This window comes from Halalkalibacter hemicellulosilyticusJCM 9152 (genome assembly GCF_000513115.1).
In the GTDB taxonomy this organism is placed as follows: domain Bacteria; phylum Bacillota; class Bacilli; order Bacillales; family Bacillaceae_D; genus Halalkalibacter; species Halalkalibacter hemicellulosilyticus.
The window spans coordinates 205,346-228,545 of sequence record NZ_BAUU01000001.1 but is presented as its reverse complement, the minus strand read 5'-3'; the positions used below and the strand labels follow the sequence as shown (position 1 = coordinate 228,545).

General features: G+C 38.9%; 16 protein-coding genes, 1 pseudogene and 1 riboswitch. Of the genes and pseudogenes, 6 read left to right on the top strand and 11 right to left on the bottom strand.

Translation table 11 applies throughout. The features are described 5' to 3' along the window. Window positions 1–3: 3 nt before the first annotated feature. From nirB (JCM9152_RS00995) to JCM9152_RS00975, 5 genes and pseudogenes are all read right to left on the bottom strand, one after another. Window positions 4–2,430, bottom strand: coding sequence for a nitrite reductase large subunit NirB (gene nirB / locus JCM9152_RS00995; protein ID WP_035339872.1), 2,427 nt, complete (start codon window positions 2,428–2,430; stop codon window positions 4–6). 27 nt (window positions 2,431–2,457) lie between these two features. Further along, on the bottom strand, window positions 2,458–3,942 hold the full coding sequence (cobA, locus tag JCM9152_RS00990; RefSeq protein ID WP_052015436.1) for a uroporphyrinogen-III C-methyltransferase: 1,485 nt from the start codon (window positions 3,940–3,942) through the stop codon (window positions 2,458–2,460). A gap of 208 nt (window positions 3,943–4,150) precedes the next feature. Further along, a pseudogene (gene nasC, locus JCM9152_RS00985) lies at window positions 4,151–6,284 on the bottom strand (assimilatory nitrate reductase catalytic subunit NasC). A 34-nt stretch (window positions 6,285–6,318) separates the two neighbouring features. Continuing rightward, window positions 6,319–8,637, bottom strand: a complete 2,319-nt coding sequence (nirB, locus tag JCM9152_RS00980; RefSeq protein ID WP_035339870.1) for a nitrite reductase large subunit NirB — start codon at window positions 8,635–8,637, stop codon at window positions 6,319–6,321. 93 nt (window positions 8,638–8,730) lie between these two features. Further along, entirely contained in the window at window positions 8,731–9,906 is a 1,176-nt protein-coding gene (locus JCM9152_RS00975; RefSeq protein WP_035339868.1) for an MFS transporter, read from the bottom strand. A 241-nt stretch (window positions 9,907–10,147) separates the two neighbouring features. On the opposite strand from JCM9152_RS00975, the gene JCM9152_RS00970 reads away from it, so the two are divergent. Genes JCM9152_RS00970 through JCM9152_RS00960 form a run of 4 tightly spaced genes read left to right on the top strand, consistent with a single transcriptional unit; the run spans window position 10,148 to window position 12,010 of the window. Next, a complete protein-coding gene (locus JCM9152_RS00970; RefSeq protein ID WP_035339866.1) occupies window positions 10,148–10,783 on the top strand; it encodes a hypothetical protein in 636 nt (211 codons plus the stop codon). After that, on the top strand, window positions 10,753–10,941 hold the full coding sequence (locus JCM9152_RS22240) for a hypothetical protein (protein ID WP_148296409.1): 189 nt from the start codon (window positions 10,753–10,755) through the stop codon (window positions 10,939–10,941). Before JCM9152_RS00970 ends, JCM9152_RS22240 begins: the two co-directional genes overlap by 31 nt. A gap of 3 nt (window positions 10,942–10,944) precedes the next feature. Further along, a complete protein-coding gene (locus JCM9152_RS00965; protein ID WP_035339864.1) occupies window positions 10,945–11,331 on the top strand; it encodes a GntR family transcriptional regulator in 387 nt (128 codons plus the stop codon). After that, window positions 11,324–12,010 (top strand): ATP-binding cassette domain-containing protein, encoded by a 687-nt coding sequence (locus JCM9152_RS00960; RefSeq protein WP_035339862.1) that lies wholly within the window; start codon window positions 11,324–11,326, stop codon window positions 12,008–12,010. The genes JCM9152_RS00965 and JCM9152_RS00960 overlap by 8 nt, the downstream gene beginning before the upstream one ends. A gap of 95 nt (window positions 12,011–12,105) precedes the next feature. Here JCM9152_RS00960 and JCM9152_RS00955 read toward each other — a convergent pair whose 3' ends face one another. From JCM9152_RS00955 to JCM9152_RS00950, 3 genes are all read right to left on the bottom strand, one after another. After that, window positions 12,106–12,675, bottom strand: coding sequence for a nitroreductase family protein (locus tag JCM9152_RS00955; protein ID WP_035339861.1), 570 nt, complete (start codon window positions 12,673–12,675; stop codon window positions 12,106–12,108). A 73-nt stretch (window positions 12,676–12,748) separates the two neighbouring features. After that, entirely contained in the window at window positions 12,749–12,895 is a 147-nt protein-coding gene (locus JCM9152_RS23890) for a hypothetical protein (protein WP_369384505.1), read from the bottom strand. Between the two features lie 320 nt (window positions 12,896–13,215). Further along, window positions 13,216–15,003 carry a methyl-accepting chemotaxis protein gene (locus tag JCM9152_RS00950; protein ID WP_035339859.1) on the bottom strand — a complete coding sequence of 596 codons (1,788 nt, stop codon included), beginning with the start codon at window positions 15,001–15,003 and terminating at the stop codon, window positions 13,216–13,218. Between the two features lie 184 nt (window positions 15,004–15,187). On the opposite strand from JCM9152_RS00950, the gene JCM9152_RS00945 reads away from it, so the two are divergent. Then, window positions 15,188–16,330, top strand: coding sequence for a sensor histidine kinase (locus tag JCM9152_RS00945; protein ID WP_035339857.1), 1,143 nt, complete (start codon window positions 15,188–15,190; stop codon window positions 16,328–16,330). Between the two features lie 638 nt (window positions 16,331–16,968). Here JCM9152_RS00945 and mgtE read toward each other — a convergent pair. Further along, window positions 16,969–18,330 carry a magnesium transporter gene (gene mgtE / locus JCM9152_RS00935; protein WP_035339853.1) on the bottom strand — a complete coding sequence of 454 codons (1,362 nt, stop codon included), beginning with the start codon at window positions 18,328–18,330 and terminating at the stop codon, window positions 16,969–16,971. Between the two features lie 269 nt (window positions 18,331–18,599). Next, a riboswitch (M-box (ykoK) riboswitch) is annotated at window positions 18,600–18,769 on the bottom strand. 634 nt (window positions 18,770–19,403) lie between these two features. On the opposite strand from mgtE, the gene JCM9152_RS00930 reads away from it, so the two are divergent. After that, window positions 19,404–20,963, top strand: coding sequence for a Vga family ABC-F type ribosomal protection protein (locus JCM9152_RS00930; RefSeq protein ID WP_035339851.1), 1,560 nt, complete (start codon window positions 19,404–19,406; stop codon window positions 20,961–20,963). A gap of 831 nt (window positions 20,964–21,794) precedes the next feature. Here the strand turns inward: JCM9152_RS00930 and JCM9152_RS00920 are convergent. Next, window positions 21,795–22,253, bottom strand: coding sequence for a low molecular weight protein-tyrosine-phosphatase (locus JCM9152_RS00920; protein ID WP_035339847.1), 459 nt, complete (start codon window positions 22,251–22,253; stop codon window positions 21,795–21,797). A gap of 23 nt (window positions 22,254–22,276) precedes the next feature. After that, the gene (htpX, locus tag JCM9152_RS00915; protein WP_035339845.1) at window positions 22,277–23,191 is read right to left on the bottom strand and encodes a protease HtpX; all 915 of its coding nucleotides are present in this window, start codon (window positions 23,189–23,191) and stop codon (window positions 22,277–22,279) included. Window positions 23,192–23,200: the final 9 nt, after the last annotated feature.

Below are 23,200 nucleotides of genomic sequence, written 5' to 3'. Positions count from 1 at the left end.
CCATTATTGAACAATTTCAACATTACTCGTTTTAAACTCTGACTGCTTCTCCTCTTGCTCAACGATTTCCTTCCAAGGGTCAGACAATTGAGAAAGGGCAACTTCCATACGCTCAATTAATACTTGACGACCTTCATCATCCTCTAAGATAACCTTCTTCATATGATCCAAACCAACACGCTCAACAAAGTGTGAAGTACGTTCTAGGTAACGTGCATTTTCACGGTAATATTGCATGAAAGCACTAATAATATCGATGATTTCTTCCTTCGTTTTCACTTTACAGAATAAGTCTCCTGCACGAAGGTCAACCCCTCCATTACCAGCTACATACAGTTCCCATCCACCATCTACACCAACTATACCAAAATCTTTAATTCCTGACTCTGCGCAGTTACGCGGACAAGCAGATACGGCCATTTTAACTTTATGAGGAGTATTAATGTACTCAAACTTCTTTTCTAACTCTTGGCCGAGCCCAATTGAATCTTGTGTACCAAATCGGCAGAATTGAGACCCGACACACGTTTTTACTGTTCGTAGTGCTTTGGCATAGGCCGAGCCGGACTTCATTCCAAGATCTTTCCACACTTTTGGTAAGTTATCTTTTTCAACACCGACTAAATCAATACGCTGACCACCTGTTACTTTAAGCAACGGCACTTCATATTTATCAGCAACATCAGCAATTTTCCTTAATTGCTCAGCGTTTGTGACTCCACCATACATTCTCGGGACAACTGTAAATGTACCATTATGATTAATGTTGGCATGGGCACGCTCATTAATAAATCTTGAGGTTGGGTCATCGGCATTATTAATCGGATCAACCATCTTCAAATAATAGTTAATAGCAGGACGACATTTCGAACATCCCTCATCTGACTTCCAGCCAAGAACATTCATTACTTCACGTGGATGCGACAAGCCTAACTCACGAATTTGTGCAACCACTTCCTCATGAGTATGATCCGTACATCCACACATCGGTTCCTTCGTATCACCTACTTCTTCACCCGTCGTTAAGGAAATAAGGTCAGCAACAAGCGGCTTACACCCACCACATGAACGACCAGCATTCGTACATTGCTTCACCTCTTCAACAGTTGACAAGCCTTGTTCTTTAATAGCTGAACAAATGTCTCCTTTAGAAACACCATTACATCCACAAATGGTCTCACTATCTGCCATAGCAACTACTGGACTTTCCGTGGAGCCTCCGCCATTTTCAGAAGGCAAAATGGCCACTTTACTCATACCCGAAATATCTTGCTCTGTTCGAATCATATCGAGAATTCTTGGAGAATCTGAAGTATCGCCAAATAAGACAGCACCAATGACCTTGTTATCCTGTACAACTACTTTCTTGTAAATCCCTTCAAATTCATCGTGTACACGGATTGCTTTTGTATTCTCACCATCTTGAAAATTCCCCGCTGAAAATACATTTACACCTGATACCTTTAACTGTGTGTATACGATAGAACCTTGATAGCCTGGTTTATTTTTCACTTCATTTGTACATAAGTGTTCTGCTAACACTTTGCCTTGTTCGTACAAAGGAGCTACTAAACCATATGCAATTCCTCTATGCTGCGCACATTCACCAACAGCGTATACATTCTCGATATTGGTTTCCATATAATCATTAACCATGATCGCTCGCTCTGTTTTCAAACCGCTTTTTTGTGCTAATTCTATGTTTGGCTTAATTCCAACAGCCATCACAACTAAATCAGCCTGAATGCTCGTACCATCTTTGAACTTTAACCCTGTCACGCGGTCTTTCCCAAGAATTTTTTCCGTTTGCGCTTTAAGTAAAAAGTTCATCCCCTGACTCTCAAGCTCTTCTTGAAGCATTTTTCCAGCTTGATTATCTAGCTGACGCTCCATTAATGTATCAGCAATATGAATAACATCAACTTCCATATTTAAATTCAATAAGCCACGCGCTGCCTCTAAACCGAGGAGACCTCCACCAATAACCGCTGCCTTCTTATAATTTTTAGACGTTTCAATCATCGTTTCACAGTCTTTAATATTACGGAACGCAATAACTCCTTCTTTATCTGCACCTGGAAGAGGTAACATAAAAGGATTCGAGCCAGTCGCAAAAATAAGCTTATCATAAGGGGTTTCAACGCCTTTTTCGCTATAAACAACTTGCTTTTTCGTATCTACCTTTACAATCGGGTCTCCGGTGTGTAAAGTGACATCATTTTCCTTGTACCAATCATAATCATTTAAAACAATATCATTTACATCCGCATCTCCCTGCAAAACCGATGAAAGCAAAATACGATTATAGTTAGGATGTGGCTCTTCACCAAACACCGTCATATCATAGCGATTAGAATCCTTCTTAATGATTTCCTCTAGTGTTCGTATCCCCGCCATACCATTTCCGATCAATACGAGTTTCTCTCTCACAAAAAATCGCTCCTATCTTGAATTAAATTAGCTTTCTATTGCTACTACAGGAAGTGAGACTTTTGACCGCGCAAAAAGCAATTCTTCGCTTCCTATTTTCTCTTTATACATATAAGCTGGCACTATTCCCATTGATTGAAGTGTCTCTCCCACTTGCTCCTCACAAATAATGGTACAATTTGCCGCTAGTAATGATGGTCTCATTTGTATTTCTTTCAAAAGATTCAAAAAGTTTGTCGCATGACTTTTATTTGTTAAAATAATCGTATTTACATGCTGTTCCTCCATCATTCTTTGCATCATTTGCTTCTCACGAACTGTTACCATTTCATCGATTTGAATAAACTGTCCGCTCCCTCTAAATCCGCCTAAAGAAGTTAATTCACTCTCACTCCCAACCACAATTGGCGAATACAACTCGGATAAGCGCTGAACCTTTTTTGCTATGAAGCCTGCTTTTTTTAACTCCTCTTTTGTTTGATCATCCATACAATAGAATTCAGCTAATATTCGTCGCATATCAATCTCTCTATCATGTAACGACTGAATAAAAGCTACAACACTAGAGCTAGACAAGAAGGTTAGTTTCTCCGTTGCTGACAGTTCCAATATCGTATCCATTTGGCTAACTGTTAGCCTTTTCTTTATCGATAATGGCTTGCTATATATGTCTGCTCCAAGTCGTCTCCATTCTTGCAATGTAAGAGATTCATTAGATTGATCTTCTTTTGGGATGAAAACACTTACACCTGATAAGGGACGATTTTCAAACCATTGAAGCTTCCTCCTTAGCGTAGCTACATCACCAACCATAATAATGGCGGGATTTGTTACTTTAGCTGCTCTTACTTCTTGAACAATCGTCGTTAAGGTCCCTTCAATCGTTCGCTGTCTGCTATACGTACCCCATTGAATGATAAGAACCGAAGTTTCTCGCTTCATTCCATGCGCTTGCAATTGTTCAACAATCGATGTTAAATGTTTGACCCCCATATAAAACACTATGGTATCAACACCGCTCGCTAATGCCTTCCAATTCACTTGAGGTTGACCATCACGCGCTTTACTATGACCAGATACAACAGCAAATGACCTCGAATGCTCTCGATGTGTAATCGTTGCTCCCGCATATGCTGGCACGGCAATTCCTGCAGTTATCCCAGGAATGATTTCAAAGCTAATTCCGTGCTTGGAAAGAGACTCTGCTTCTTCTCCGACTCTTCCAAATACAGAGGGGTCACCACCTTTTAAGCGCACTACTGTTTTCCCTTTACGAGCATGGATAAGTAATTCTTTATGGATATCTTCTTGTCTGAGAAGGTGCTGACAAGGTTGCTTCCCACAATAGACCAATTTAGCATCTGATTTCGTTTCCATTAAAAGAATCGGATTTACTAATCGATCAAAGATAATCACATCCGCTTCCCTTAATACACGTCTCCCTTTTATTGTGAGCAGCTCTGGATCTCCTGGTCCTGCTCCAACAAAATAAACGATCCCTCGCTGTTGCAAAATCTGTCGCCCCCTTTCTCTTAATCATTAGTTTAAAGCAATCTTGAAAATACATGTTAGTTTGTGTCAGATATCCTAACAAGAAAAAAGAAAAGACGCCTTCACGTCTTTTCTTACCTTCATTCCGTTCAAACCCTTGCTTATTTTTGTCGTAAATTAACAATGAATCTGAGAAAATTTCCTTATTTTTCAGAGATTTATACAATCATCAAGTAACCATCGATATACGAACTGCTGCAATTTTAAACCCTGGCATACGACAGGTCGGATCTAACTCATCCGAAATAAGATCATTAATATTTTGCGAATCAGCCCAATGAAATGGAACAAAGACCGTGTCCAAACGAACATCTGTAGAGAAACGACTACGAACAACAATCTCTCCACGCTCTGATCGAATTTCCACTAATCTTCCTTCCTCAATTCCATACTTTCTTGCCGTTTCTGGATGAATTTGAATGTGAGATTCAATATCTCTTGCTGCTAAGGATGAGCTCCGTCTCGTTTGAACACCTGTTAAATAATGAGCGACAACACGCCCAGTAGTAAGGTGCAAAGGAAATTCGATACTAGTCGACTCCTTCTTTCGTGCAGGTGTATTTGAAACTGCCATTAGTTTCGCCTTTGTATCTTGATGGTAGAACTTCTCTTCGAATAACCGTTCTGTTCCCGGATGATCTGTCTCTGGACATGGCCAAAAGACTCCATCCCCATCTCTAAGTCGTTCATACGTAATTCCATAGTAATCAGCAATTCCACCCCGACTTGCCATTCTTAACTCATCAAATATTTGTTCCGCAGAATGAAAGGCAAAATACTTCTCTTTCCCTAACACGCCTGCAATCTCACAAAGAATTTCCCAATCATGCTTTGTTTCTCCAGCTTTTCCTTAGAGGCAGGCCTCAGCATGACACGCCCTTCTACATTAGTCATCGTACCTTCATTCTCTAAATAAGAAGTCGTTGGTAAAATCAAATCAGCGAGCTTTCCAGACTCGGAGATAAACATATCAACCGAAACAATAAATGATAGTTTTTCTAACGCCTCTTTTACATACGTTGCATTCGGATTAGAAACAATCGGGTTTGAACCCATAATAAACATTGCTTTAATCTCACCCTCATGTACCTTTTCCATCATTTCATACGCTGACACACCTTTACGTGGTAGATCTTCCTCATTAATCCCCCAAACATCAGCTATATATTGACGATGCTCCTTATTTTCAATAGAACGATAACCTGGTAGTTGATCTGCCTTCTGCCCATGCTCTCGTCCACCTTGTCCATTACCTTGTCCTGTTATCGCACCATAGCCACAGCCTTGTTCCCCTATATTACCTGTAACCAACAATAGATTTAGGAAATTGCGAACAGCCATATAACCATCCGTTTGTTGTTCGACACCTCGAGCAGTAAACACCATCGCTCGTTCTGCTTTACCAAAAGTCAACGCTACCTTCTCTAACTGTTCAACAGACACATCTGTCAGAGTCGATATCGATTCAATATCCATTGACTGAACATGATCCTTCACCTCGTCAAACCCAGTCGTTCGTTCAGACAAAAAGGTTTCGTCTGCATAGCCTTGCTCTATGATTAATTTTAATAAACCATTTGCTAATGCTGCATCTGTTCCAGCTTCAATTGAATATGCCAATCTGCCATTTTAGATGTTTCTGTTACGCGCGGATCAATAACAATTATTTTCGTACCATTCTCTTTCGCACGTTCAAAATAGGGCATAATAGTCGGCTGGCATTCAGCTATATTCGTACCTGCTAAAATAATACAATCTGTTTGTTCAATTTCATCCAATCGAGTCGTTAATCCTCGATCAATCCCAAATGCTTGATTAGCAGCCGAAGCTGCTGCTGACATACAAAAGCGCCCATTATAATCAATATACTTTGTTCTTAAAGCTACTCGAGCAAATTTACCTAACAAATAAGCTACTTCATTCGTTAAGGATCCCCCACCATATACCGAGACAGCATCAGTCCCAAACTTTTCTTGAATATTTGTGAATTTCTCTTTTATAACAGAAAGAGCAAATTCCCATGATACAGGAACGAATTGCCCATCTACTTTGAATAAAGGCTGTTTCACCCGTTCACGGTGAACGGCATGCTGATAAGCATGAATCCCTTTCACACATAATCTCCCTTCAGAAGTTGGGTTATCTAATGCAATCGTTTTATACTGAGTGCGGCTCGGTCCCTTTTGCTCAATGACTCTCATTTTACATTGCATACTACAATAAGGGCATTGCGCATCATAGAAATGTTCATCCTGTACATCTTTCTGTTGAGCACGTGAATACTTTACTAATCGTTCTGCCAAATGTCTCACATCCTTCTACAAGCTTGTTCCACATTTATTTATTCATAACGTGATTACTTTTATCCCATTCATTTTCTGTAGACTGTGTAAAATCATTTAATAATTGATCGCGCAAATCATCTTCATAAATCAACTCTCTAATATGAATGAGACCAATCCGGTTAAGCCAGCTGTTAAGCTCTTCTAAATAGCTCGCTGTCTCTCTATAGTATTGAATAAGTGCAATCACATAGGAATTCACATCTTCTCGATTAACAATTGAAATTAATGTATCATGAATATACATTTCCCATCCGCGACTCATACGAACAAGAGTTAACCCTTTTTCAACAGTCGAGTTCTTGTCAAAATCATTAGCAACTGTTATATAAACATGCTGTGGTGCAAATCTATGATCAATCACACTATCTAGCGCTTCTGCCAATTGATACATATCATTCACATATAGTTGCTTTAGATTTTGTTTTACTATAGACGTTCTTACATGATGAATCCAAAAGTCCGATGCATACTTCCGTTCTATGTTCAATCGATCCATAACGGATAGAACATCTGTCTCTTCTACATCGATCAATGTTAACTGCTGATTTTCTGTTACAGCTAAATGCGGTTGATTATACTCTTTCATTATTAAAGTTAACTCTTGGAGGTACTCCCCAGTTAAAAGTACTCCTTTTATTGGTAATGTTAGTGTGAAACGTCCATCATCCTGCTTTTGTACTCCAACCAACTCGTCTAAATCTCCCGTTAGTTCCGTGCGTTGATAGATCATACGTAAATAATAACGCAGAGCCTTTATACATCCTTCACAACCATCTCTCACCCAATTAAGCTTATTACGTACTTCATCTATTGTCGTTAACCGTTCATGCACAATATGATCGACTACCTCATTTTCTGTTAACGACGTACACGCACAGAAAGGTTCTTCAACAATCGTTTCATTAAATTGATCACTTTGAATATACGATAGCATCTCAGCTACCATTGGCTTACATCCACCACAAGAGCCAGATGCCTTTGTACAGGCCTTTATCTCGTCAACTGTAGAACAGTCGTGCTTTTGAACAGCTTCAATGATAGTCCCTTTCGAAACATTATTACAATTACAAATCGTTTGCGACATAGGCATTTCAGCTAGGTGATCTTCCGTCTGAGGGTGCGCATTCATTAGAATCTCTTTCACCATTTCACGCTTTTCACCTTTTGCAATCATTTCCATTAATTGCGTGCCCTCTTTTGTATCACCGTACAACACAGCACCAACTGCACAATCATCCTGGAATACAACCTTTTTGTATATAGACTCGGTCTCATCTAACATCATGATACTTTCCGTATCATCACTATCATGAAACTGCCCGACAGAGAAAACGTCGACGCCAGATATTTTCAATTGTGTAGACAATATCGTTCCTTGATAGCCACGTGTTGGTTGTTCACATAAATGCTTCGCCAACACAACTCCTTGCTCGTATAAAGGCTTTACAAGTCCATATACGAAGCCCCGGTGCTCAACACATTCACCGACCGCATAGATGTCTGGATCACTCGTTTGCATATAGTCATTCACGATAATAGCGCGATTCATTTCTAATCCAGACTCTTTCGCTAGAGTGATATTAGGTCTTACCCCAACCGCCATAACAACAAGGTCTGTTCTAACAGATGAACCATCTTTGAATTCAATTCCCTTCACTCGTTTACGGCCTAGTAATCTCTCAGACTGCTTTTCAAGTAAAAAATTCATCCCTTGGTGCTCTAACTCTTCTTGCAATAGTTTCGCAGCCTTTTCATCAAGCTGGCGCTCCATTAAATAAGGACCTAAATGGACAACATCCACTTCCATCCCTAAATGTAAAAGTCCTTTTGCTGCTTCTAAACCTAATAATCCACCACCAATGACCGTTGCTTTTTTATATGATTTTGCAGACGACACCATTTTTTCACAATCTTCAACCGTTCGAAATGCCATAACACCTTCCAAATCAATACCCGGTAGAGGAATCATAAATGGCGATGACCCTGTCGCGATAACTACTTTATCGTACAGAACTTTTCGCCCACTATCTGTTTCTACTGTTTTTCCTTGGCGATTCAACCGTTTTACCGTTTCTCCCACATACAATGTAATACCATTTTCCTTATACCAATCGATATCATTTATCATAATATCTTTCATGTTCGTTCCACCTTGAAGAACAGAAGAAAGCATAATTCGATTGTAATTTCCGTGTGGCTCACTACCTATAATCGTTATATCAAATGCACTTGCTGCATATTTCAATATTTCTTCGGCACAACGTACGCCAGCCATTCCATTTCCTATGATGACAAGCTTTTGAGTTTTCATAACAAACCTCCAGCTATTATTCATGTTACTTTTTATTATCGCACGTACTTTTCTTCTTGCCTGTATGTATGTCATAAGATATGACATACATTCTTAAGCACGGCGAAGCACTTGCTTCTTTATAGCAATAGGGTAAATATGAACAAGTAAACAGCCTATAGCAAACAGACTCATTAACCAAAACCCAGTCGCATAGCTCCCTGTCATTTCCAAAAAAAATCCCATGACAATCGGAGGAAAAAAGCCTCCAACTCCTCCAACCGCACTAACCACACCCGTAACAGCACCTGTATGCTTCGGAGAAACGCCAGGTACTAGCTTAAAGACTGCTCCATTACCTGAACCTAGCAATAGTGCCATGATTCCACAAGCTACACTAAAGAGTACTAAGTTCATAAGACTGAAAGCTAGTATAATAGCCATCGTTATAATACCAACGAATAGAAACGTCAACACTTGATTCGCTCCAAAACGATCTGCCAAATATCCACCTAATGGCCGGATTAATGTCGCAATGATGACAAATCCAGCTACAAACCAACCAGCTACAACAGGTGAAAGCTGATACATATCTTGAAACAGTGTAGGCAAATAAAAGCCAAATGCAACAAAACCACCGAACGTTAAGAAATAATAAGCAGATAAAATCCACGTATCTTTAAATTGTAGTACAGAAAGAGATTGCATTAACGATTGCGACTTCTGATTTGAATCGGCATCCTCTGTCATAAACCAGAAAATAATGGTCATCAAACTAAGAACAGCAGCCAAGATCCAAAACATCCAACTCATGCCAACGAGATAGACAACAGATGGAATGAATAATGCAGCCATCGCCGTTCCTAAATTCCCAATCCCAATAATACCTAAGGCAAGACCTTGTTGCTCCTTCGGGAAAAACTTTGTTACATATGTGATTGCAATCGTAAAGGTTGTTCCGGTCATCCCTATTAAGAAAGCCCAAAAAAGAAGCGCTGCATAAGATTGAGCAAAACCTGCTGCAATTAACGGAATAACCGCAAATGCCATGATAACAGCATAAACCTTTCTTGCCCCTAACCGGTCAGCAACAATTCCAATTGGAATACGCATAACCGACCCTAGAATAATCGGTGTTACAATAAGGAAACTTTTCTCTGTTTCTGATAAACCATATTGTTCCTGAACCATATTCGCAATTGGTGAAAATACCGACCATACTGTAAATGAAACAATCATTGCGACCGTAGCAAATATCAAAGCTGATGCCTGCTTTTTGTTGAAGTTCATCCTCTTCTCCCACACCTTTTTTGATCTCTTTTTCGTGCATAGACGTTCTTAAATGATAGATCATCCCTATTTGTTCAACTACAACTTTGTCAGAATAACTAACAGTGTTTTAAATTAAACTTTTCAATATAAAAAACCAAAACCACTTTAAAAAACATCAAGTCAGAGAATTTTTGTTGACTCCACCTTTGTATTAGTGTACTATATAATTAATACACTAACACAAAAGGAGGCGTCACTTATGAACGCTTGGTTTCACTTAGTAAAAAAAGAGCTCCATAATGGGGCAATAGCATTTTTTTCGTTATTAATAGGATTTCTCGTTGTAGGAGGAATGGTCTTTTACTTCAGCTCTAGGGCTGATGTCGGGGCAGAAGGGTTAACGATATTTACTACTGCAGCTATTATGATGCACGTTTTCTACCTTATATACTATCTATTTGTGAGCCTACACAACGAACGGAAGAAATTGCACTTATGGTTACACAATCCTCTTCCTAGTTACTCGCTTTTACTGGCGAAAGTAACGGCTGGTCTCATTTCTATGAGTGCAAGCTTAACCGTTGTTTTTATCACGTTTCTCATTTCGTCACAATATGCAGAGTACTTTCACGATCAATTATCACTATTAAACCTAACTGACCTTAGTCTTTTCGGTGGTGTTCACATTATTTTATTTTCCCTATCCTTTGCTGTTTGGTTTTTGCTATATGCCATGGTGCATTTTGCTATCCGCTCTCGTTTAAATGGATTTCTTAGTTTTGTATGTACCGCTGCTTTCGTCTTTCTCACTTTACGAGCTTATAGCTGGTTCGCACAGACTAATTTTTATGAAACATTAACAATGTGGGGGGCCTTCTCCCTCCAGAAATCGTAACGGGATTAGATTTTGAATTAACGCAAAATCAAGTTGATTTAAGTATGGAAGGCTCTCCTTTTACGTTATTTATCGGTAGCTACCTATTTGAAACGATCGTTAGCATCGCTATCTTCTTACTAGCCTGTTGGTTGCTAGAACGCAAAGTCGAGGTGTAAACAATGACAACTGAATTTGAATCATCTAAGCCTATTTATAGCCAGTTAGCAGACCGAATCAACCGTCAAATTTTACGAGGAGATATACAACCAGGGGATAAACTACCTTCTGTTAGAGAAACAGCCATTCAATCGAATGTAAATCCAAATACGGTACAACGAACGTATCGAGAGTTAGAGGGGTTGAAAATTGTGGAGACGAGACGAGGTCAAGGTACATTTGTAACGGAAAATGAAACGATTTTACATGAAATGCGAGAACGCTTGAAGCTAGAGGAAATTTCTGCATTTGTAAAAGGAATGCAGGAGATGGGCTATACAAACGCTGAGATCGAAAATGGCTTGCATGCATTTTTAGCTGAACTAGACGGGGGAATACGAAATGATTAAATTTGATCGTGTTACAAAAAAATTCTTATCGAAAACAGCATTAAAAAATATCGACTTGGAATTAAAGCAAGGAAAAATCATTGGCCTTATCGGCGAAAATGGCAGTGGGAAGTCAACAACACTTAAGCTCATTGCAGGTCTTAATCAACCGACAAAAGGAAACGTATTTGTTCACGGGCAACGAGCTAACCACCGCATCGCGAAATATGTGTCCTACTTGTCTGAGCTTGATGAATATTATGGCTTTTATAACGTTGGGCAAACCATTGATTTTTATGCCACGCAGTTTTCTGACTTTAATCGAGAAAAGGCAGAGAAAATTCGTCATTTTATGAATTTGGACCGCCAAGCTAAATTGAAGCATTTATCAAAAGGAAACCGTGGTCGTCTAAAAATTGTTTTAACATTAGCTCGTGAAGTCCCAATTATTTTAATGGATGAACCCCTTTCTGGCCTTGATCCGATGGTGCGTGATTCAATAGTAAAAGGTTTAATTTCTTATATTGACTTAGACAAACAAATTGTTATTATAACTACTCATGAAATCAAAGAAATTGAAACGATTCTTGATGAGGTCATTGCCATTAAAGCTGGAGAAATTATCGGTCACCACAATGTTGAAGATTTAAAATACAAGGAAAATAAAAGTATTGTTGAATGGATGACTTCTATATACTAGCTTCTGCGGGATGCTCGCGGCAACAGCTGGAAGGGCACTGAAAAAGTGTCAACTTTTTCAGTGCCCTTCACAAACTTTGTTCATTGGGGCTTACCTTACGACAGCCATTCTGTATATTTCTTATAATCACATTTTGGCTTCTCCTTCGGCTCCATAGCTGGATATCCTACATAAATAAACCCGATCATATCACCCTTTTCACTTAAGCGGAAGAAAGACTTCACCTTATCATGATAACAAACTGGGCCCGTACGCCAAACCGCACCAAGACCGGCTGAATGAAGAGTAAGTAGCATATTTTGTACAGCAGCATCGACAGCAGCATATTCTTCTTGAACAATCACATTCTTTTTATCAGAAGGTTCTACAGCAACTGCAATAATTATAGGAGCTCTTAAGGGCTTTTCTTTTTCTCTTTCAAGCTTCAGCTGATCGGTTGCTGATAACGGTTCTTTCATTTCTGATTGGGCAATTTTAGCAAGTACATCACCGAAACGCTTCCTTGCATCCCCTTCTAGAACAAAGAAACGCCACGGTTCGGTCCGATAGTGATTCGGTGCATATGTCGCCGCATCTAGCGCCTCTTCAATTAATTTCTGTGGTACAGGATCCTGCTTAACAATTCCAATACTTCTTCTTGTTTCAATCGCTTTCTTTAAATCCATCGTCTCATCCTTTCCTCGATTCCACTCTCTCTCTCTTTTAATATATGGTCTATATTCACATTAGCATTCACTTCTAATAATCGTTCAACAAACTCACCCTGCCTTTGTGGAAATACGTATACAAAATCATAATTATTGTAACCATCTCAATTCGATCCATCGATAATGCCGGAGCTGAATGTAAAGAGTTCGACTTTTGCAAAGACTGAATATCTTTAATTTTAATTTTTTTAAGAACGGACCATATTTAATGAAAAGATACTCATCCTTAATCGTATAAACAGTCGTAGTCCAAAGCCAAATGAACAACCAATGCAATCGGATATAAAATCATAATCATAATGACATTAAACTCAATCAAAGGAGGGACGAGACAAATAATAATTGTCACTAAAAAGAGAATAGCTATCCATGTATCTTATGACGAAAAGTGCATGTTACTTCACCTTTTTTCATCTACTTTACATTCATTTTATCATAGATGAAAACTATATTCTCTTACAGGTGCTTAAGTTTAAGCCTACATTCATTACTTATTTTTTATAATTTGAATCGATTCATTTGCTCTTTTAAATCATTTGCTAATTTCGCTAACTCATCAGCACTTCTTGTTACTTCTTCCATTGCCCCACTTGATTGTTCTGCCGATGCTGATACTTCTTCAATTCCAGCGGCTGATTGTTCAGAGATAGCTGCAATATCTTCAATAAATGTTCCAACTTCATTGCTATTCTCCGTTAATAGGTGCAGCTTCTCCGCTATTGCTTCCATTTTCGCAACCATTTGAGTAATCGATTCATTCATTTGCTTAAATGTCCCATTCGTCCGCTCTATTTCCGTTGTTCCTTCATTCACGGTTTGATAACCATCTTCTAAAGCACGAGCAACATCGTTTGATTCAAGTTGTACAGTACTAACAATAGACGTTATATCCTCAACTGAACCAGTTACTTGTTCAGCCAACTTACGAACTTCATCTGCTACAACCGCAAAGCCTTTCCCTTGCTCACCTGCACGTGCAGCCTCAATTGCCGCATTCAAAGCTAATAAATTTGTTTGCTCAGACACATCTTTTATAACTTGAACCAATGTTGATATTTCCTGAGATTTCTCATCCAACCCTCTAACCTTTTTAACAGCATCACTTACAACACGATCAATTTGTTTCATTTGTTCAACTGTACGTGACATATACAGACTTCCTTCTTCCGTCAGTTTTCGAACAATATGAGAGTGATGAGTAACTTCTTCCCCATCTTTCGTCGCTTCATGAATATCTTGATTAAATTGACTCATTCTTTCTACGACATCTGTAGCACTACTCGCTTGACGTTCGACTCCGCTTGATAATTCTTCAATTGTCGCTGCGATCTGCTCACTACCTTCTTTTACTTCTACCGCAAATTGTGTAAGTTGTTTGCTTTGTGTATCAACATGATTGGTTGCACCTTTTACACCATCAACAATTAATGTGAGGTCAGATTGCATATTGTTAACAGATTGGGATAGCTCCGCTAATTCATCATTTCCGTTGGAGGCTAGCTTCTCTCCAGTCAAATCTCCCTCTGCAATTTTCCCCATTTGTTCATTCACACGGGTAATCGTACTAACAAAACGGTTTAAAAAGAAAACCATGCATGCTAGTCCAATCATAATAGCTACAACAGTCGTTATAATAGTTGAGCGTAAGATATCATGTCTAATCATCGTTGCTAGCTGCGACATATCAAAATCCATCCCCGCTACGCCAATAACTGTACCTGAAGAATCACGAATTGTATTAGCAAGCGTAATCGTAGACTGGCCACTTGCTGTATCAATATATGGCTCAGTCCAAATAATAGACCCACTATTCACTATCGCGTCTATATACCAATCTCTTTCCCTAGGATCATACTGACTTAAATCGACATCCTCAGATGGAATATTATCCAAATACATTTCACCTAATTCCGTTCCAACATACAAATTAATTAAAAATGGATGCTCTAATGAAATTTCGGATAAAAGTTGCTCGTAAAATATCGTTTTACTTGGATCATTGCTATTAGGTAAATTAGCATGGTGCCCTTCATTCTCACTATCGACTTCTATTGTAGGCACCTGCATTTCTTCCATATTTGAAATATCGGTTAATAAACTCTCATACTCTTTGAATATGTCCGAAAATTCAGAATTCACCTCTTCCAAATCATCCTTTTCAATAACAGCACGCTCTAATACATTCGTTTTTTGATAAGAAAGGATTCCTACTATTAGAAGAGGAATCAATAATAATAAACTCATAAACAAAAACATTTTAACCTTGATTGATCGTAACTTCTTCACTTACTTACTACCCCCTACTTTGATGTCAATGATAACTATTAGTTACTAAGGCGTAGGCATAGTTTATCATATTTTTGCTTTTTTGTAGATATTCTTTATATTCTGACTTTTCTCTTGTCACTTTAGTAGGAACATTCTACAATAAAGGATGTTCACTATACTTAACTATAAAAGGATGTCGATTATGTCTCAAAAGCAAGCTAAAATCGTCAGCATTGTGTTATACACCGCACTTACTTTTTCAACATTTGGCTTATTGATGGATAACCAAGACTCTATCATGTTACTAAGTACCCTCTGTTTTGGATTTATCCTGATTCATTATATTCGATATTCTTTGCTTCGATTCTCTTATATATCGTTTAAAAACCTAACATTAGTTGCTATCCAATGGGCTCTTGCTTTCTTCATACAAAGCATAGACGGTACGTTCCTCCCGCAAATCTTTTTCTTTGTTTTATTGTCAGAAGCTGCCTTTTCATCTAAACGAACATTTAGTATCCCTTTCTCACTGATCTGTTACTTTGGTTTCGTAGCAGGAGTGACCATCCATTATCAGTTTCCACCTTTTTATGAAATTAGCTTTGTGATCCCTCGATCTTTAGAATACGGACTTTTTTGGGGATTTAGTTATATTTCTAGAACAGCTCTACTCCAAAGAAATGAATTAAAGCAATCTTATGAAAAGTTAAAAGAAAGTGCGATTAAGTTAGAAGAGAATGCGTTAGTTGAGGAAAGAATGCGTTTATCTAGGGAAATGCACGATACAATTGGACATACTCTTGTGACAGCGTCAGTCGGTCTCGAAAAAAGCAAGCAGCTTTTTCAATATCATCATCATGATGATGCGTTCAAGCAGCTCGATCATGTACACAATCATATTAAAATAAGCTTAGATGATGTTAGACGCGCTATTCACACCCTACATGTGCGTAAATCCTTTATTGACTTTGAGCAAAGCTTACAAAACCTTATTAAAGAAACAAAAAAGAATGCTGGCGTTCATATTGACGTTCACATTGATCCGATGCCACATTTAACACCTGAACAAGAACGAACCATCTATCGCGCCTTACAGGAAGGCATAACAAACGGAATTCGTCATGGTCAAAGTACCATTTTTAATTTTCAACTAACGATTGACTCTGATACCATTACATTTCGTTTAGAGGATAACGGTACATGCCCAGAGAAAATTCAATTTGGATTTGGTTTAACAGCAATGGCCGACCGTGTAGCGAGCATTAACGGAAGAATGACTGTAAAGCAAACTGAAAACAAACATGCTCTCCTTCTGCTAACGTTACCCCTTTTAACCGAAGAATAAGGGACCCATCGCGCTATGGAAAGTCACCACACTAAATGTGGGAAAAGCATAGTGGGTATTGGCAAACTTAAGAAAAAAGCGATATCGCCTTTTTTGAAGAGCATCGCGGGAAGAAGTGATAATCATTTTTCTTTTATGGATGTGATGGCAACGATTCGACCTACACCTTCTTTCCTCTGCCCACTGGAGAAAACACCAGGAGCACACAAACACAAAGGGAATCCTCATTCCGCTAATCTTGGAAAACCCGCTTCTTGAGAATAAAACGGAATCCTCATTCCGCTATTTGAGCTAAACAAGAACCAAAAAAGGAATAAAACCCGAAATAGAGGAATGAGGAGACCGCAACGGCAATAAAAAGTGTAATACAGAGTGAATAGAGGAACGAGGAACACACGTTGCACGATTTGATCTCTCAAAGCATGAAAAAGCGCATGTCAATAAGGAATCCCTTGCCACTATTACAGCCGAAATGTCGAATAAAGGAATGAGGAACCACATACAGCACATGACCTATCTATGACTTTTCGCTGTCCATCGGATAGATAAAATTTTAGAGCCGATTAATAAATTTTGATTATACAAGGAGAATGACGACTCCACATGTACTTTAATGAAAAGACGCTATCACGTGTTTCTTATAAATATTGTAGTAAAGCTGTAGCGATTGAAAAGTAAATAAGTAGACCTAGAATATCATTAACTGTTGTAATAAATGGTCCTGAAGCGATAGCTGGATCTAGCTTTAACTTATTGATAATAAGCGGAACAGTGGATCCGATAACGGTCGCAATACTTAGCGTACAAAAGATCGAAAAACCGACAATGAGTGCCAACACCAAATGCTGATGCATAATGGTGACAGTAATACTAAGTACAAGCATACAGATTAGCCCCAACATGATTCCAGTTCCAAACTCTCGCCTTATCATTTTAGCAATTGTTCCTTTTTTTATCGTTCCTAGCGCAAGCCCTCGAACAGCAACTGCTAATGATTGTGTCCCTGTATTACCAGCCGAGTCCATAATTAATGGAATAAATGCCGCTAACAGCACAATCTTCTCTAACGTATCCTCAAACTGTCCAATCACTTCCGCTGTAATCAATCCAAAGAACATTAACATAATGATCCATGGAGAACGTTTTTTCGCGGCTGTTATCGCACTTACATTAACATCCGTTGCCCCTTTAGCTGCCGAAATTTCACCTAAATCCTCCGTAGCCTCTTCCTCAAGAATATCCATGACATCGTCAACGGTAACAATCCCTAGCAAACGCCCCTGAGAAGAAACAACTGGGGCAGCTAGAAAATCATATTTCTTAATCATTTTTGCCACTTCTTCCTGTCCCATTTCGACAGGTACAGAAACAACCCTTGTACTCATCACAGCCTCAACCTTTTCATTGGCTGGAGCGGTAATCAAATCTCGTAGCGACAACACCCCTACTAACTTACCTAACTTATCAACGACATATAAATAATAAATCGTTTCAGCATCAGGACCTTGTTCACGTAGCTTTTCAATAACAGTAGCTGCCACATCCATTGATGATATACTAATAAACTCCTTCGTCATAACTGCCCCGGCTGTCTTCGGGGTATATGAAAGAAGTTCACGTACCTCTTGAGCTTCCTCCGCTTCCATCTGCTCTAAAATAGCGTTCGCTTCTACATCATCTAACCGAGATAAGAACATTGCCACATCATCAGCAAACATCTTATCAAACATTGATGTGAAATAGCGTTCATCCAATTCTGAAGCGATCTCCTCTTGAATGTCAAACTCAAGACCTTCAAAAATTTCACCAAAGTCAGCCGGTGACAAGTACGCGTATACCCGTTGACGATTGAATTGGTCTAGTTTTAGAAAAATTTCAACTTGATCCGTTCGGTGTAATTCTAAAAAACGCTCTCGAAACAAGGTCAATTCTTCATTTTCAAGTAAATCTAATATCTCTTTCTCATATTGCGCACGGTTTGTTGAATCTAATCGTACCATCGTCTACCTCCTCTTTATAGAGGGGATTCCTAATTAGGCTATGTGGAATGAACCCCTCCATATTTCTATTGTCTTTCATTGAACAACTCTCACTCGATTCTGGTTCGGGACTCAGATCCATTCCACATCACCTCCATTTCCATGTACCTATATTGAACTTATAATGTGTAAAACATCAAAAAGCACCTTCACGAATGAAGGTGCTAACAACGTCAAAATAATGAACAAACAAATACCTATAGCGGTATATTGTTACATCCAACTATTTCACTCTTCCTCCATTCGTAGAGCTTTAGCACTGTGCGGCATAGGAATTAGAATTCCAGCTACATTAAAAATCACCTTATGTCGATGATTCCTGTTGACCCATTGGCGTCTTTGGACATTTTTGGGCAGCAGCATATCTCCAGCACAGGAGCCTCACCTAACGAGGTATTCAATTTTCCCCTATGAATGATAACAGACTAAAATTGAAACTGTCAAACTCTTTTATTTAGTAGACAAGAAGGCTCCTCATTTTTTGAATATTAGGCAATTTTCTAATCTGGATGAATGGCTGTTTACATATTCTATGTTCCATTCACTTGAATTGTGAGAATCATATAAAAGTAAACAATGATGCCACTCATATCGCCCACCCTATGGCAGTTGAAGATATGAAATTAGTGATTCAGATTGTTTGTCAAAAAAATAAATAAATTTGACAAATTGATCCCTCCACTGTAAGATATAAGAAAATTAACGACTAAACAAGAAAGGGTGACCCGGATAGATGAAGTTCTAATCCTATTTTTGAATGTAGAATGGCTGAGTTTACGTATACTTTCATTAAAAACGACTATCGTTTTTTTAATGCATTAGTACGTGCTCTTCAATTCTTTGATTCAGAATAGGATTAGAATGAAAACAGGCCTCTAAATGGATCTGTTTCTTCTTTTTTCGGCATGTACCTTTTTGCCTCCTATTCTGATCTTGTCAGATAGGAGGCTTTTTCATGTCTCCTACCATAAAGAAACGGCACTGAAAAAGTTTGGTTTTTAACTTTTTTCGGTGCCCTCAGGAGCTGAATAAATATGCTATTACTTGAAGGACATCAAATCGTCATTGAAGTACAAGGAAATACGTTGTTAAAGGTAGGGAAATTAGCGATTCATCAACAGGATCGAATTGGATTAATCGGAAAGAATGGCAGTGGGAAATCAACCTTGCTACACATTCTTGCTCATAAACAGATGCCTACTAAAGGAACCGTTAACTCTGACGTTACAACGTTTCTTCTTCCTCAGCTTAAAGACATGGTTGATGGTAAAAGTGGTGGAGAAATGACTCAAACCTATATTCAACAAGCCATACAAGAAGCGCCAACTATTCTTTTGGCAGATGAACCAACTACTCACTTAGACAGAGAACATATTGAATGGCTTGAGCAGAAGCTACGAAATTGGGCAGGAGCGTTTGTCATCGTTTCCCATGATCGTGCGTTCCTCGATCAATTATGTACGACCATATGGGAAATTGAAGATACTACTCTTAACATGTATAACGGAAACTATTCGTCATATATCGAACAAAAGGAGCATCATAAATCTCATCATTACGAGGAATACGATAAGTATATGAAAGAAAAGAATAAGCTTGAACGTGCCATCGCAGCCAAAGAAAAGCGTGCTGCAAAAGCGACGAAGAAGCCAAAAAATGTCAGTCCGTCAGAGGCCAAAATAACCGGTGCAAAACCGTATTTCGCCAAAAAACAAAAAAAGCTTCAGCAAACGGCTAAAGCTCTTAAAACACGGTTAGAAAAGATTGAAGAAATTGAAAAACCTAAAGATGTGACCGAACTAAAAATGGAAATACCAAACCAAGAAGCCTTCCACGGGCGGATGATCATTCGAGTTGAACAGCTAGAAGGACAAATTAATAACCGTCCTTTATGGAGCAAGCAATCGTTCTTTGTTTACGGTGGAGAGAAAGTAGCGATCATCGGGAAAAATGGAAGTGGTAAAACAACCTTACTTAATCAGTTGATTTCACCAAATAAAGAAGTATCCATTTCACCAGCTGTAATCGTCGGTTATTTAAGCCAGCATCTTTCCCTTCTACAAACAAAGCAAAGTATTTTAATGAACGTGAAGGAAACCTCAAAACAGAGTGAAACACTCATTCGAACCGTTTTAGCAAGACTTCACTTTCCAGGACAGGACGTTCATAAGCCTGTTCATGTATTAAGTGGAGGTGAACGAGTCAAAGTAGCCCTTGCTAAGTTATTTGTCAGTCATTGCAATACGTTGATTTTAGATGAACCGACTACATTTCTTGATATCGAAGCCGTTAAAGCATTAGAAGCTCTATTACAAGAATATGAAGGAACCGTTCTATTCGTTTCTCATGACCGCCAATTTATTCAGAGCGTTGCTACAAAAGTGATTGAGATTAACCAGAAACAGCTTCATGTCTTTGCCGGAACGTATGAGGAATATCAAGCTCACAAAGAAAGACCTGTACAAAACAGCGATGATCGGAAATTAATCATTGAAACACGTATAACAGAGATCTTAAGCTTACTAAGTATAAACCCTTCTGAACAGTTAGAAGAAGAATTTCAACAATTGTTAGCTGAAAAGAAAAAGTTGTAAGAGAAGCTGTGTAGTTGGTAGAAAAGTTTTCAGGTTGGATAAACGTGTTATTCTTTCACATATGGGCCCGATGGCACTAGCGAATTTACTTAAACAGCAAGCTTTTTACAAATTTTATCTAAATCCCAAACAAAACAATAAGAAACACGCGATAGGGTCTTTTCTTATTTTTTTGCGCGGAGCCGTAACAACGCTTTTACTTTTTATGACAGTGAGTGTAGCGATTCGACCTAACCTTCCTTATCTCTGTCCACTGGAGAGAGCATCAGGAACGCACAAAAACAAAGGGAATCCTCCTGCCCCTAAATTAGGAAATCCGGCTTCCTGAGAAGAAAAAGGACTCCTTATTCCGCTATTTGAGCTAAACAAGTACAAAAGGTGGAATAAAATCCAATATAGAGGAATGAGGAGACCGTAACGACAGTAAAAAGGGACATACAGAGTGAATAGGGGAACGAGGATCACATGTCAAACGAGGTCACTTGCCTCGGCGTTGTACTCCGCTCTTTCATCTTTCGGAGCGTGACAGAGCGCACGCCAATAGAGAATCCTCCTGCCCCTAATTAGAGAAAATAACGTAGCATAAGGTAGAAAAGGAATCCCCCTGCCGCTATTGCATTAAAACACAAGAAATAGAGGCATAGAAGGAACCACATACATCACACGATCTATCTATGACCCTCCTTTCACTGTCCTTCGAAGAGATTAGAAATTGGAATCCAGTTATAAATTCTAATTATAGAAGAAAAACCACTATAGCACTTTATCTTCTATAACATAAAAAACCAGCCATTGAAAAGGAGTTCCTTTCTCAATGGCTGGTTCTTCACTTTAAATGGTCTTTTTGATTTCCTTCAATAGTGCTTGACATCCATCTAACACGAGATTATACGTCTCCTGAAAATCATTTGTGTAATAGGAATCTGGCACATCCTTCTTATGCTCTGTCAAATCGAGTAACCGAATAACCGTCACACCCTCTGGCTCGCCTATCACTGGCTTCATATTTGCCAGATTGCTTTCATCCATTGCGACAATATAATCAAATGCTATTGCATCTTCTTTTTGCAATTGTCTGGCTTTCATACCTTCAGAAGAAATCTTATATTCTGCTAATTTGGCTAATGTCCCTTTGTGTGGTCGTTTCCCAACATGCCACGACCCTGTACCTGCAGAATCAATACTAATTTGGTCACTTAAACCTTCTTGCTCAACTAAATGGCGAAATACAGCTTCCGCCATTGGTGAACGACAAATATTGCCTAAGCAAACAAATAACACATGAATCATTCTTACTCACCTCTTCATTATGCCTATCTTTGTTCTAAACGAGCAATTCGATCATTTAAATCAGGGTGAGAGGAGAACAATTTCATCACATTACCTTTTCCGCTAATTTTCATTGTCTGAACAGCTGAATCATCCGTATGATCATTCACATTTGCACGTTCAATATGCTGCTGTAATGAACGTAATGCATGAGCCATTTTATCTCTTCCTGCTAGGTCAGCTCCACCTTGATCTGCATGATATTCGCGGTATCGTGAATATGCATTAACAACCAAACTTCCAAGAATCGAGAACAAGATTTGAAAAATAATAATCGCCGCAAACCGAACAATCCACTGTAGTTCAGAACGAACTAGGCGCGAAACCAAAATCGCCGCAATCCGTGAGAAGAACACAACAAACGTGTTAATCACACCTTGCAGTAGCGTCATCGTGACCATATCGCCATTCACAACGTGAGCGACCTCATGGGCAATAACCCCTTCAACCGCGTCATCATCCATCACATTCAGCAAGCCTGAAGATACAGCGACTAACGACCTTTTCTTTGATGGACCTGTAGCAAAAGCATTCACTTCTGGAGATTGATAAATACCTACCTCTGGCATATGAACTAAACCTGCCGCTCGTGACAATCTATGTACCTTCTCGACAACCGCTCGCTCTTGGGCAGTCAGGCTTCCATCTGGATCAAGCACCTTCACCCTCATCATCTTCTTCGCAACAAAGCGTGACATCGCAAGTGAGATAAATGACCCTGTGAACCCTACCAATATACTAAATACCATTAATGATACATAATTAATTCCTAACCCACCACTACCATCTTCAAAAGAACCACTAATTCCCGTATATCTCGTAATTAACGACCAAACAATAACAATCGTTGTCATGACAAGAATATTCGTAATAATAAACAATAATACTCGTTTCCCCACTGCCTTCTC